The sequence below is a fragment of the Micrococcus sp. FDAARGOS_333 genome, assembly GCF_002206575.2.
Lineage (GTDB): Bacteria > Actinomycetota > Actinomycetes > Actinomycetales > Micrococcaceae > Micrococcus > Micrococcus lylae.
In genome coordinates this window covers 2,158,169-2,171,148 of sequence record NZ_NJFJ02000001.1, presented here as the reverse complement: position 1 = coordinate 2,171,148, position 12,980 = coordinate 2,158,169, and the positions used below count along the sequence as shown (strand labels likewise).

Here is a 12,980-nt window from a genome sequence, read left to right as displayed (position 1 = left end):
CGACCGTCGCGGGCCGGCAGAGAGCCTCGGCGGCCGGCGCCGGATCAGGCCTGGTGCGAGCCGCCGGTGCGCGGCGTGCCGGACGGCGGCACTGCCGGCAGCACGCCGGTCTCGGCCTCGTCGTCCACGTCGGAGGCGGGGGCGCCGAGCTCGGCGCGCTCCGCCTCGGCGCGGCGGGCCTGCTCGGCGGCGCGCTCGGCCTCCTCGGCCGCCCGGATCCCGTCCTCGAGCTCGCCGAGCATCTCCTCCGCCTCCGCCACCATGGCCGTGTCGTGGCGGTCCACGCCGCGCACCAGCCACTGGGCGAGGGCGAACTCGGCCACCAGGGCGGCGCGGCGCATCAGGTGCTCGTCGCCGTCGTCGGCGGCGCCGGCGGCCCCCCGGCGCGCACGGTAGGCCTCGAGCACGCGGTCTGCGAAGTCGGGGTCCTCGACGGCGGCCAGCCAGGCGAAGTCCACGGCCGGGTCGCCCACATGCAGGTCGGTCCATCCGGTCACCCCGACCACCCGGCCGCGCTCGAGCAGCAGGTTCTCCTCGTGCAGGTCGCCGTGGACCGGGACGGGCTCGAAGCTCCAGAGCTCCTTCTCCTCCAGGGCGGTCTCCCAGCGGCGCAGCAGCGTGGCCGGGATGCGGCCGGTGGTCGCGGCCTGGTCCAGCTCGTTGAGCCGGCGGGTGCGGACCTGCTCGGGGGTGTACACCGGGAGGTCGGCCAGGGCCACCACCTGGTCCGGGAGGGTGTGGATGGCGGCCATCACCCGGGCGACGTCCGCCACGGCCGCTTCGCCGGCGTCCACCAGGTCCTCGAGCGGATGCACGGCCCCCGGCATGTCCTGGTAGACGAAGGTGCGCAGCCCGTCCAAGCGGACGGCACCGGCCACGGACGGGGTGCGGAAGGGGAGGTTCGCCCGCACGGCAGGCGTGAAGCCGGCGAGCACCTGAAGCTCGGTCTCCAGGCGCATGGCGGCCTCCGGGGTGTGCGGGGAGCGGACGCGCCAGCGCTCGCCCCTCTCGGCCAGCACGATCGCCGAGGAGAAGTCCGCGGGGTCGTCCGGGCTGGCCAGCACGCCGGTCGGGGACAGGCCCGGGACGGCAGCGGCGGCAAGGGCGGCGAGATGCATGGGCTGACGGTTCACGCCCACAATCCTAGGTCCGTCCGGGCTCGTCGCCCTGGGGCGACACCGGCCCCGGTGTGGCTCTCGGGCCCCGTCCAGACGCCGTTGATACGGTGGAGCGCCTGCCCGTGCGGGCACGCCGACGCCGAAGCGCCCGAAGGAGTCTGGAACACCCGTGAGCTCGCCCGATGAGATCCTCCGCGGCCTCGACGCCGAGCAGCGCCAGGCCGCGACCGCGCTCCACGGACCCGTCTGCATCCTCGCAGGCGCCGGCACCGGCAAGACCCGCGCCATCACCCACCGCATCGCGTACGGCGTGGCCTGCGGCGTCTACGACCCGCAGCGCACGCTGGCGCTGACCTTCACGGCGCGCGCCGCCGCGGAGATGCGCACCCGCCTGCGCGACCTCGGCGCCCACGGCGTCCAGGCCCGCACCTTCCACGCGGCCGCCCTGCGCCAGCTGCGCTACTTCTGGCCCCATGCCGTGGGCGGGTCCATGCCCAACGTGATGGAGAACAAGGTCCGCCTGCTCACGCAGGTGGCCCAGCGCATGCGCATGAGCGTGGACCGCGCCGCCCTGCGTGACCTCGCCTCGGAGATCGAGTGGGCGAAGGTGTCCCTGCACGCCCCCGAGGCCTACGCCGAGGCGGCCGCGGAGCGGGACATGCCCTCCGGCTGGACCCCGGTCACCGTGGCCCGCCTCTACGCCGGCTACGAGGAGCTCAAGACGGCGCAGCAGGCCATCGACTTCGAGGACGTGCTCCTGATCCTGGTGGCCATCCTGGAGTCCGAGGAGCGCATCGCGGCCACCGTCCGCGAGCAGTACCGGGTGTTCGTGGTGGACGAGTACCAGGACGTCTCTCCGCTGCAGCATCGGCTCCTGGACCTGTGGCTCGGCGGCCGCGACGACCTCTGCGTGGTGGGCGACGCCTCCCAGACCATCTACTCCTTCACCGGCGCGACCTCCGATTTCCTCACGGGCTTCCGCGAGCGCTACCCGGACGCCACCCAGGTGAAGCTCGTCCGGGACTACCGCTCCAGCCCCCAGGTGGTCGAAGCCGCCAACCGGCTGCTGGCCGACCGCACCCGCGCCGGGGCCCGCGACCGTTCCCTCCCGGCGTGGCCGGAGCCGCTGCAGCTGGTGTCCCAGCGCGAGTCCGGCCCGCAGGTCGTGTTCGCCGAGTGCGACGACGACGAGGCCGAGGCCGGCTGGGTCGCGGAGCAGGCGAAGCGGCTCATCGACGAGGGCGTGCCCGCCTCGGAGATCGCCGTCCTCTTCCGCACGAACGGCCAGTCCGAGGCGTTCGAGACCGCCCTGACCACGGCGGGCATCGGCTACCTGCTGCGCGGCGGCGAGCGGTTCTTCTCCCGCGCCGAGGTCCGGGACGGCATCCTGCAGCTGCGGGCGGCCGCCCGCGCGGCCCAGGACCTCACCGGTGCCGACGTGATCCAGCGCGTCAAGGACGTGCTGTCCTCACTCGGCTACACGGACGAGCCTCCGGCCGGCTCCGGGGCCCACCGCGAGCGGTGGGAGTCCCTGCGGGCGCTCGTGCATTTGGCCGAGCAGCTGGCGGACACCCGCGGCGCGGAGTTCACCCTCACCGAGCTGGTGGCCGAGCTGGACGAGCGCGCCGAGCACCAGCACGCCCCGGCGGTCCAGGGCGTCACCCTGGCGTCCCTGCACTCGGCCAAGGGCCTGGAGTGGGACGCCGTCTTCCTCGTGGGCCTGTCCGAGGGGCTCATGCCGATCTCCTTCGCGGACACCCCCGCGGAGGTGGACGAGGAGCGCCGCCTGCTCTACGTGGGAATCACGCGTGCGCGCAAGCACCTCTGTCTGACCTGGACGCTGTCCCGCGGCGGCGGCCGGTCCACCCGCAGGCCGTCCCGCTTCCTGTCCGCGATCGACTCCACGCTCGGAGGCAACCGCAAGGCCGCGGCGGCCTCGGCGTCGGCCGCCCCGGCCCGCCGCCGGCGCAGCGCGGCCCCCGCGACCTGCCGCACCTGCGGCGAGGTCCTGGACACCGGCGCCGAGCGAAAGATCGGGCGCTGCATCGATTGCCCGGCCACCTATGACGAGGCCGTTCTGGACACGCTCAAGGACTGGCGGACGGCCAAGGCGAAGCAGATGCGCAAGCCGCCGTTCGTGGTGTTCACGGACGCCACGCTCGTCGCGATCGCCGAGACCATGCCGCGCTCCGCGGCCGAGCTGCTCAGGATCTCCGGCGTCGGCAGGATCAAGCTGGAGTCCTACGGGGAAGAGGTCATCGAGCTGCTCCACGGCACCGACGTCGCCTGAGCTGTCCGAGCCGCCCCTCGCCAGAGCCCTCACCCGCCGCAGGCGCAGCCCGGCCAGGGCGCCACGGACTCCTCGTCCACGCCCAGGGGCGACGACCGTGGTCCGGGGGCCTGGTCCCGCACCCGCCAGGCGAGTCCCGGCACCGGCCCGCTCTTCAGGGCCGCGACCACCACGCAGGCCGTGAGGCGGGCCCGCTCCACCGGGTCCCGGCCGGCCCCGGCCCGGTGCAGTGCCGCGGTCCGCTGCGCCCGGAGCGGGTCCTCCTGTCCGGCCCAGCGCTCCCAGCACAGCGGGCATCCCGGGACGTCCGGCGCGCACCAGGGCCCCACGAGCGTGTCCTCGTCACGCAGCACCACCGGCAGGACGATGTGCCCGCCGGCCTGCGCCCGGGCCAGCCGGTCCGCGTCCCAGGCGCCCGCCGCCACCGTCACCGTGACCGCCCCGATCGCGCGGCGTCCAGCCGGGTGACAGGCCACCGCGGCGACCCCGCGGTCTCCGAGGCGCTGGGCCAGCGCCTCGTTCCGCGGCCGTCCGACGTCCGCGGTGACGAGCCCGTGGCCCAGCTCCTCCGCCCGCACCGGGCGCTGGTCCGTCAGCCCGAACCGTCCGACCCCGGCGGCGGCCAGCAGGTCGGCCACCGCGGCCCCGGTCGGCCCGAGCCCGTCCACGTGCACGGCGTCCGGCAGCGCCCGGCTCGGCGCCGGAGCAACTTGCGTCTCGTTCCCGCCGCTGTCCCGGCGCCCGTCTGCTCCGGGGTCCGCTGCGCTGTCCGCCCCAGGGTCCGCTGCGCCGTCCGCCCCTGCGCCCTCGACCAGCACCGGTGCCAGGCCCTCCAGCACCAGGGCCAGCTCCGTCTCCTCCATGCCGCAGCGGCGCGCCAGCGCAGCCGCGGAGCCGCGTCCGGCCACCGTCCCCGCCGACAGCTCGGCCAGCAGCGTCCGCACCCCGCGGGGCCGGACGTCCACCACCACGGCCCGCGGCCCGTTGCCCACCTGCACCTGCCCCGGGCCGACCTGCACCGTCGACACCGTCGGATCGATCCGCATGCTCTGTCCCCTCCGGCGTCCCTTACGACGCCTGCGACCACTCCGGTCCGCCGCGGATCCGTCCGCGGCGGGTCCGTTCCAGCGTCGCATCGACGCGTCCGACGGCCCCGCGGCCGTCCACAGCAGGCCGTCCCCCGACGACGCCCGTGCGGTTCGGTCCTCCACAGGTGCCGCCTCCGAGTCCCGGACGGTGCACAATGTGGGGATGCCTTTCAACGGAGGATCGCGTCGCCGCTCGACTCCGCGCCGCACAGCGCCTGGCTCCCGCGCCTCGTCCGGCGGCCGTTCCGGCCGCGCCCCCGCCGTGCGCACCACCGAGCTCGCCGAGGTCCATGGGGTCCCGCTGACGCTCATCCGCTCCACGGCCCGTCGCCGCACCGTGTCCGCGGCCTGGCGGGACGGCCGGCTGCGCATCCTGCTGCCCGCCGGCCTGGCGGCGGGGGAGGAGCGCCAGTGGATCGAGCGCATGATCGCCAAGGCCCCGGCCCCGCCGGCGGCCCACGACGACGGTCCCGCACCCGACGACGGCTCCCTGGCCGCCCGAGCGGAGCGCCTCCGCGCTCGCCTTGTGCCCGAGGCGCCCCGCCCGACGTCCGTGACCTGGTCCTCCCGGCAGCGGCAGCGGTGGGGCTCCTGCACCCCGTCGCGTCGCACCCTCCGCATCTCCACCCAGGTGCACGGCATGCCGGAGTGGGTCCTGGACGCCGTGCTGGTCCACGAGCTGGCCCACCTGCTCGAGTCCGGCCACGGACCGGCCTTCCGGCGCCTGGTGTCCCGGTACGACCGCTACGCCCAGGCCATGGCCTTCCTCCAGGGCGTCACCTTCGCCACCGGCCGCGGGCTCAGCCCGGACGCCGTGCCGGACGCCACCCCGGACCAGGCTGCGGACACCGAGTCCTGAACGTCCTGAACGCGAGGAGGCCGCCGCCCCGGCAGGGGAGCGGCGGCCTCGTCGTCTCCATCGGACGACCGTCCCGGGTGCGCCTGTCGCGGGCGGAGGGCGGCCGTCGTCGGCAAGGACCGGGCGGTCAGCAGGAGGGGATCACTTCTCCTGCGGGGCGTCCCCGAACCCGCCGTCCAGCAGGCGGCGCAGCTCGTCGTCGAGGGAGTCGGTGGTCCTGTCCTGCTCCTCGCGGCGGCCGGCGTAGCCGGTCGGATCGACCAGGTCCTCGGCGGTGGGCTGGCGCTCCGGATGGCGCCAGACCTCCTCCCGGTACTGCTTGCCGTGGGTCTTCGTGATCTCCGCCCACAGGTCGGAGGCGGCATGCAGGCGGCGCGGGCGCAGCTCAAGACCCACGAGCGCGGCGAACGCGTGCTCGGCCGGGCCGCCGGAGGCGCGGCGGCGGTTCATGGTCTCGCGCAGCGCCGCGGCGTGGTCCAGGGGAGCGGCGGCCTCGGCGACCACCACGTCCACCCACCCCTCCACCAGGGCCAGCAGCAGCTCCAGCTGCTCGAGGGCGGCGCGCTGGGTGGCGTCCGGCTCGGCGATGAAGGAACGGCCGTCGAACACCTGCTGCATGGACTCCGGGTCCATCGGGTCCACGTTCGCCGCGGCGGACTCGATGCCCTCGGTGTCCAGGCGGATTCCGGCGGCATACTGCTCGATCGCCGCGAACAGGTCCCGCTCCAGCCACGGTGAGTGGAGGAACAGGCGCATCCGGGCCACCTCGCGCAGGGCCAGGTAGATGCGCAGCTGGTCGTCCGGGACGGACAGCTCGTCCCCGAACTCCTCGATGTTCACCGGCAGCATGGACAGGGTGTGGCCGGCCAGGGGGAAGCCGATGTCCGTGCCGGAGAGAACGTCCTTGCCGATCTCGCCCACGGCCGTGCCCAGCTGCAGGCCGAACATGGTGCCGCCCATGTTCTGCAGCATCGGCTTCAGGCCCTCCAGGCCGCCGAGCATGCCTGCCATCTCCTCGGGCATCTGCCGGGAGAGCTGCTGCTCGATCGCCGCGGACATCGCCCGGGACAGCGAGGTGGCGACCGGCTCCGTCATGCGGCGCCAGCTGTCCATGGTCGCTTCGACCCATTCGGCACGGGAGATGGCCTCGCCGATCAGGCCGGACTGCTCGGTGTCGGTCGCGCCGTCGAGCCACAGTTCGGCCAGGCGCAGCGCCTCGTCGACCTCGCGGCGGGCGAACGAGCCCACGGACGGGTCGGTGCCGGCCACGGCCTGGCGGGCCGCGTTCTTGGCCAGGTCCCAGTTCACGGGGCCGGACTGGCCGGACGCGGCCGGGTTCATCATCGCCTGGAACTGGGCCATCATCTGCTGCATCATCGCCGGGTCCATCTGCGACGGGTCGAAGCCGGGCATGGCGCCGCCGCCGGGGCCGCCCATCTGCTCCATGGCGCGGCGGATCTCCTCCGGGTCCGGGCCCTGACCGCCGAAGAGGCGCCCGAGCATCTCCTCCAGGGGGTCGCGCTCGTCGCCGGATCCGGGGTTCTTCGGGTCGTTGGTCATGTCCTTCAGGGTAGTGGCGTCGGCCGTGCCCTGTCTGTGCCGGGGCCCGTCCGCGGGCCGGTGTTCGCCACCAGGTGACGGCCGCGGGCCGGCCGCGGGACCCGGCGCCCGGCCTCTGCCGGGCGCCCGGGCGACCTGGGAGGACATGCCCGAGGGCCGTCGTCGGGGAACGGAGTAGACTGGCGGGGCCGTTCCGTGTCCGTCGCACGCCGACGGCGCACGGACCCGCCCCGCCGAGCCCGCCTCGGCCGAGCTACAGGAAGCGGTGCCGCGTGCCCCAGAAGACACCCTCTCCGGAGCCGCGCCCGGACGCGCCCCGGGGACCTGCGTCTGCGGCCCGACCCCGCCACGCCTCGCCGCCCGCCGGAGCCACCACGACGGCCGCCCGCCGCCGCAGGCCGCCTCGCCTGGCCGGCTGGATCGCCGCGGCCAGCGCGACGGTCGCCGTGGCCGCGCCGACCCCCTACATCGTGGAGAGCCCCGGCCCCGCCATCGACGTCCTCGGCACCTATGAGGGGCACGAGGTCCTCACCGTCACCGGCGAGGAGGACACGGCCCAGGTGGACGACCACGGCGCCTCCGGGGGCCGCCTCGACATGACCACCGTGCTCGTGGGCGGGCCGCCGGCCGGCACCACCACCGCCTCGGACCTGCTCGGGGCCCTGCTGGACCCGGGCGCAGACGTGGTCCCGCGGGAGCTCGTCTACCCGACCGGCACCACCTCCGAGGAGGTCAGCGCCGGCAACACGGCCGCCATGGCCTCGTCCCAGGAGATCGCCACCGCGGCCGCGCTCACCGAGCTCGGCGTGGACTACCGCACTCAGCTGACCGTGCAGGAGTTCACCGAGGGCAGCGCCTCCGAGGGGGCGCTGCGGGTGGCAGACGTGATCGTGGAGGCCGACGGCGAGCAGGTGTCGGACGTGCCTGCGCTCAAGAACGTCCTCAACGCCTCGGGCGGAGACCCGGTGCCCATGACCGTGCGCCGCGACGGCGAACAGACGCGGGTCGAGGTCCCCGTGTCCGCGGCCCCCACCGACGGGCCGGACCGCTGGCTCATGGGCGCGTACCTGCAGCAGACGTTCGAGTTTCCCGTACAGGTCGACATCGCGCTCGAGGACATCGGCGGCCCCTCCGCCGGGCTGATGTTCGCCCTGTCCATCGTGGACCGGCTCTCGCCGGGCGACCTCACCGGCGGGCGGCACATCGCCGGCACGGGGACCATCACCCCGGACGGCGTCGTCGGGGCGATCGGCGGCATCCCGCAGAAGGTCCGCGGCGCCCGGGAGGCCGGGGCCGAGGTGTTCCTCGCCCCCATGGAGAACTGCGCAGATCTGGACGGTCGGGTCCCGGAGGGGCTGACCGTGTACGCCGTGGACACCCTGTCCGCGGCTCGGGACACGGTGGACGCCGTGGCCCACGGGCGCACTCCCGAGGGGGTGCGCACCTGCGGCTGACACCGGCCGCACCACGACCCGGACGGTAGGGGGAGTGCAGCACGACGCCGTGCCGCGCAACCCCGCACCGGCACCACGGCGCCCCCGTCGGACGGACGGGGCGCCGAGACCACCAGCACGAGTCCCGCAGGCGGCGGGACGGGAAGCACCACAGAGGAGACGAGTGAGCTTCGGACAGTCAGGAAGCGGGCCCTTCGGAGGCCCGCCGCATCAGGGAGGATCCGGCGGATCGCCGGGGAAGGGGAACGAAGGTCCGTTCGGCGCCTTCGGGCCCTTCAACCCGTTCGGCAGCAGCGGCGACGACGGTGACGGCGCCGGCGGCCGTGGAGGAGCGGGCCGCGGCCCCTTCGGCGGAGGCGACGGTGGCGAGGGCGGCGGTGCCCGGAAGGGCGGGCAGTCCCGTCGACCGGGTCGTCCGAGCGCCCTGGTGCTCACCCTGATCTCCGTGGTCGTGCTGGTGGGGCTCTTCGTGCTCTTCACCGGCGTCTACACCGAGATCCTCTGGTTCAACCAGATCGGCTTCGCGGACGTGTTCTGGACGGAGATCTGGACCCGTGTGGCCCTGTTCGCGGTCGCCGCGGTCGTCATGGCCGCGGCCGTGTGGCTGTCCGTGCGCCTGGCCTGGAAGGGCCGCCCACAGAAGGCGCCCTCGGCCGGCCGCGACTCGCTGAGCCAGTACCAGCGGCAGCTCGAGCCGATGCGCCGCCTGGTGTTCGTCGCCGTTCCCGTGGTGGTCGGCCTGTTCGCCGGCTCCGCCGCCATGAACGGCTGGCAGACGGTCCTGCTGTTCCTGAACCAGGAGCCCTACGGCAAGCAGGATCCGCAGTTCGGCATGGACATCAGCTTCTACCTGGCCACCCTGCCGTTCCTCGGAATGCTGGTCAGCTTCCTGATCTCCGTGACCCTGGTGGCCGGCATCGCCGGCCTGCTGGTCCACTACCTCTACGGCTCGATCCGCGTGGAGGAGCGCGGCGGCGTGACCGTGGAGAAGCCCGCCCGCATCCATGTGGGCGTCTTCGCCGCGCTGTTCCTGCTCCTGCAGGGCGTGAACTACTGGCTCGCCCGCTACCGCACCCTGCAGTCGCAGGACGGCGGCTGGGCCGGCGCCCTGTACACGGACGTGCACGCCGTGATCCCGACCTCCGCGATCCTCGCGGTGACCGCGGTGATCGTGGCCGCCCTGTTCGTGGTGACCATCCTCAACGGCCGCTGGCGCGTCGCCCTGGTGGGCACCGCGGTCCTGGTGATCACCTCGCTCGTGGTGGGCGCCGGTTACCCGTTCCTGGTGCAGCAGTACCAGGTGCAGCCCTCCGAGCGCTCCCTCGAGGCCGAGTACATCAAGCGGAACATCGAGATGACCCGCGAGGCCTATGGCCTGCAGGACGTCGAGACCACGAACTACGAGGGCGCCACCGACGCCGAGGCCGGCGCGCTGGCGGGCGAGTCCGCGAACACCGCGAACATCCGCCTGATGGATCCGAACCTGCTCTCGCAGACCTACGGCCAGCTCCAGCAGTTCCGCCCGTACTACACCTTCCCCGACACGCTGCACGTGGACCGCTACGAGGTCGAGGGGGAGAGCCGCGACACCGTGGTGTCCGTCCGCGACGTCAACGTCAGCGAGGACCAGTCCTGGGTGAACAGCCACATCGTCTACACCCACGGTTACGGCATGGTGGCCGCGGACGCCTCCGAGGTGGCCGCCCAGGGCCGCCCGAAGTTCCTGCTCTCCGGCATCCCCACCACCGGTGCGCTGGCGGACGAGAAGGACTACGAGCCGCGCATCTACTTCGGCACCAACTCGCCCGAGTACTCCGTGGTGGGCGCTCCCGAGGGCGCGGCGCCGAAGGAGCGCGACCGCCCGCAGACCGCCGACTCCGCCGAGGACACCGCCTACACCTTCTCCGGCGACGGCGGCCCGTCCGTGGGCAACCTGTTCAACCAGCTCGCCTACGCGGTGAAGTTCGGCTCCACCGAGCTCGTGCTGTCCTCCGATGTGAACGAGGAATCGCAGATCCTGTACGACCGTGACCCGGTGGAGCGCGTCCAGAAGGTCGCCCCGTTCCTCACCGTGGACTCGAACGCCTACCCGGCGATCGTGGACGGGCGCATCCAGTGGATCGTGGACGCCTACACCACCTCGGACGCGTTCCCGTACTCGACCGCGCAGGCGCTGGGCGAGGCCACCACCGACGCCCTGAGCCGCAACGAGCAGTTCAACCTCTCCGGCCAGGTGAACTACATCCGCAACTCCGTGAAGGCCACGGTGGACGCCTACGACGGCACCGTGAAGCTCTACGCGTGGGACACCGAGGACCCGCTGCTGAAGGCCTGGCAGAACGTGTACCCGGACATCATGCACCCGTACTCCGAGATGAGCGCGGAGCTGATGGGCCACGTCCGCTACCCGGAGGACATGTTCAAGGTGCAGCGTGAGCTGCTCGGCCGCTACCACGTGACCGACGCGGACGACTTCTACGAGAACAACGACGCCTGGTCGGTCCCCTCGGACCCGACCCAGGACGACGACAACGTCAAGCAGCCGCCGTACTACATGACCATGCAGATGCCGGGCCAGGACGAGGCCGCGTTCTCGCTGACCTCGACCTTCATCCCGCAGATCACGCAGGGCGCGCAGCAGCGCAACGTGCTGTACGGCTTCCTCTCCGCCGACGGCGACGCCGGCACCGGCGAGGACGGCCAGAAGCGCGACTCCTACGGCACGCTCCGTCTGCTCGAGCTGCCGCGCCAGACCACGGTCCCCGGACCGGGCCAGGCGCAGGCGAACTTCGACTCGAACGACAGCGTGTCCCAGGAGCTGAACCTGCTCCGCCAGGGCGCCTCGGACGTGATCAACGGCAACATGATCACCCTCCCGGTGGCCGGCGGCATCCTCTATGTGCAGCCGGTGTACGTGCGGTCCTCGGGCCCCACCTCGTACCCGACCCTGCGCAAGGTGCTCGTCTCCTTCGGCGACCAAGTCGGCTTCGCCGACACCCTGGAGGAGGCCCTGAACCAGGTCTTCGACGGCGACTCGGGCGCGGTGACGCCGGAGGAGCAGCAGGAGTTCGACAAGGGTGAGACCGGCGGCGGAGAGGCCGGTAACGGCGGCTCCGACGACGGCGGCTCCGACGAGGGCGAGACCGGCGGCGACACCCCGGCCCCGGCCGGCTCCGACCTGGAGAAGGCCCTCAAGGAGGCACAGGACGCCATCGAGCGCGGCGAGGAGGCGCTGGCCGAGGGCGACTGGGCCGAGTACGGCAAGCAGCAGGACCGCCTGAACAAGGCCCTCGAGGCGGCGATCGCCGCCGAGGAGGAGGCCAAGAAGGCGCAGGACTGACGCCTGCGGCGCCCTTCCCGACGACGGCCCCGGCCCTCCGTCTCCCGCCTCACGCGGGGACGAGGCCGGGGCCGTCCGGCGTGGGCAGTGTCACGCCCAGATCGGGCACCCTCGATTTGGTGCTCCCGGCGGAGGTGTGTAAAGTAGAACAAGTCGCCGCGGGGTGGAGCAGTTCGGTAGCTCGCCGGGCTCATAACCCGGAGGTCGCAGGTTCAAATCCTGCCCCCGCAACGAGAAAGGCCCCCAGGACTTCGGTCCTGGGGGCCTTGTGCATGCCGGTGACGGCGCACCGCGGCATGCAGGAGACACGGCGCACGTGCGGCGGCCCCCGGACCGGGGAGTCCGGGGGCCGCCGCACGTCTGGGGGAGTGGCCGTCGTCGGGCCCCTCCGGTGCGGATCAGTTCTGGGTACGGGTGCCGGTGCCGGTCTGCTCGGCCGAGTAGTCCACGGAGAGCTCGGCGTCCTCGGAGCCGGCGCCGGAGGTCAGCTCGGACGGCTGGGAGCCGCCGGCCTTGAGGGCCGCCAGGCGCGCCTCGACCTCGGTCTGCTCGCCCAGGTCCTCGAGGGACTCGAACTGGGAGTCCAGGGAGGAGGCGGCGAGCTCCTGCTGGCCGCGCACGCGGGCCTCCTCGCGGCGGACCTTCTCCTCGAAGCGGGAGACCTCGGAGGTCGGGTCCAGCAGGTCGATGGACTTCACGGCGTCGGCCACGGCGGACTGGGCCTTGGCGGACTTCGCGCGGGCGGTGAGCTCGTCGCGCTTGGACACCAGCTGCTGGCGCTTGACCTTCATCTGGTCCAGGCCGGTCTTGAGACGCTCGACGATCTCGCGCTGCGAGGTGATGGTCGGCTCGGCGGCCTTCGCCTGGCGCTCGGCATCCATCTGGCGCTCGATGGCGACCTTGGCGAGGTTGTCGAACTTGGCGGCGTTCGCCTCGTCACCGGAGGAGCGGAACTGGTCGGCCTTCTGGGAGGCGGCGAGGGCCTTCTGTCCCCAGCTGCGGGCGGCGTCCTGGTCCTCGCGGTAGTCGTCCTCGATCATCCGGAGGTTGCCGATGGTCTGGGCCACGGCGGACTCGGCCTCCGCGATGTTGTTGGTGTAGTCCCGGACCATCTGGTCCAGCATCTTCTGCGGGTCCTCGGCCTTGTCCAGCATGGCGTTGATGTTGGCCTTCGCCAGGGTGGAGATGCGGCCGAAGATGGACTGCTTGACCATGGGCGTTTCCCTTCTGTGGTGCCGGCGCCGTGAGCCGCCGACTCGGTGTTCATCGTG

Annotated in this window: 8 protein-coding genes and 1 tRNA gene; 5 read left to right on the top strand and 4 right to left on the bottom strand. The window is 73.2% G+C overall.

Annotated elements, in window-relative coordinates:
- Positions 1-44: 44 nt before the first annotated feature.
- On the bottom strand, positions 45-1,133 hold the full coding sequence (locus tag CEQ11_RS09545; protein ID WP_088478466.1) for a phosphotransferase: 1,089 nt from the start codon (positions 1,131-1,133) through the stop codon (positions 45-47).
- A gap of 154 nt (positions 1,134-1,287) precedes the next feature.
- Between CEQ11_RS09545 and CEQ11_RS09540 the strand changes: the two genes are divergently transcribed.
- Positions 1,288-3,408 (top strand): ATP-dependent DNA helicase UvrD2, encoded by a 2,121-nt coding sequence (locus CEQ11_RS09540; protein WP_067189070.1) that lies wholly within the window; start codon positions 1,288-1,290, stop codon positions 3,406-3,408.
- Positions 3,409-3,437: 29 nt separating this feature from the next.
- Here the strand turns inward: CEQ11_RS09540 and CEQ11_RS09535 are convergent, their stop codons facing one another.
- Entirely contained in the window at positions 3,438-4,454 is a 1,017-nt protein-coding gene (locus tag CEQ11_RS09535) for a hypothetical protein (RefSeq protein WP_067189072.1), read from the bottom strand.
- 205 nt (positions 4,455-4,659) lie between these two features.
- On the opposite strand from CEQ11_RS09535, the gene CEQ11_RS09530 reads away from it, so the two are divergent.
- On the top strand, positions 4,660-5,355 hold the full coding sequence (locus CEQ11_RS09530) for a M48 family metallopeptidase (protein WP_088478465.1): 696 nt from the start codon (positions 4,660-4,662) through the stop codon (positions 5,353-5,355).
- 141 nt (positions 5,356-5,496) lie between these two features.
- Here the strand turns inward: CEQ11_RS09530 and CEQ11_RS09525 are convergent, their stop codons facing one another.
- A complete protein-coding gene (locus CEQ11_RS09525) occupies positions 5,497-6,915 on the bottom strand; it encodes a zinc-dependent metalloprotease (RefSeq protein ID WP_088478464.1) in 1,419 nt (472 codons plus the stop codon).
- Positions 6,916-7,187: 272 nt separating this feature from the next.
- Between CEQ11_RS09525 and CEQ11_RS09520 the strand changes: the two genes are divergently transcribed.
- The 3 genes from CEQ11_RS09520 to CEQ11_RS09510 all read left to right on the top strand — a co-directional run bounded on the left by CEQ11_RS09520 (position 7,188) and on the right by CEQ11_RS09510 (position 11,940).
- Entirely contained in the window at positions 7,188-8,369 is a 1,182-nt protein-coding gene (locus CEQ11_RS09520) for a PDZ domain-containing protein (protein WP_088478463.1), read from the top strand.
- 163 nt (positions 8,370-8,532) lie between these two features.
- Positions 8,533-11,709: a UPF0182 family protein gene (locus CEQ11_RS09515; protein ID WP_088478462.1), complete on the top strand. Its 3,177-nt coding sequence runs from the start codon at positions 8,533-8,535 to the stop codon at positions 11,707-11,709.
- A 157-nt stretch (positions 11,710-11,866) separates the two neighbouring features.
- Positions 11,867-11,940: transfer RNA gene (locus CEQ11_RS09510), tRNA-Met, on the top strand.
- A gap of 167 nt (positions 11,941-12,107) precedes the next feature.
- Here the strand turns inward: CEQ11_RS09510 and CEQ11_RS09505 are convergent.
- A complete protein-coding gene (locus tag CEQ11_RS09505; protein ID WP_088478461.1) occupies positions 12,108-12,923 on the bottom strand; it encodes a PspA/IM30 family protein in 816 nt (271 codons plus the stop codon).
- Positions 12,924-12,980: the final 57 nt, after the last annotated feature.

Coding starts and splice junctions, on each gene's coding strand:
- CEQ11_RS09535 (WP_067189072.1), bottom strand. CDS start 4,454: ATGCGGATCGATCCGACGGTGTCGACGGTGCAGGTCGGCCCGGGGCAG.
- CEQ11_RS09530 (WP_088478465.1), top strand. CDS start 4,660: ATGCCTTTCAACGGAGGATCGCGTCGCCGCTCGACTCCGCGCCGCACA.
- CEQ11_RS09525 (WP_088478464.1), bottom strand. CDS start 6,915: ATGACCAACGACCCGAAGAACCCCGGATCCGGCGACGAGCGCGACCCC.
- CEQ11_RS09505 (WP_088478461.1), bottom strand. CDS start 12,923: ATGGTCAAGCAGTCCATCTTCGGCCGCATCTCCACCCTGGCGAAGGCC.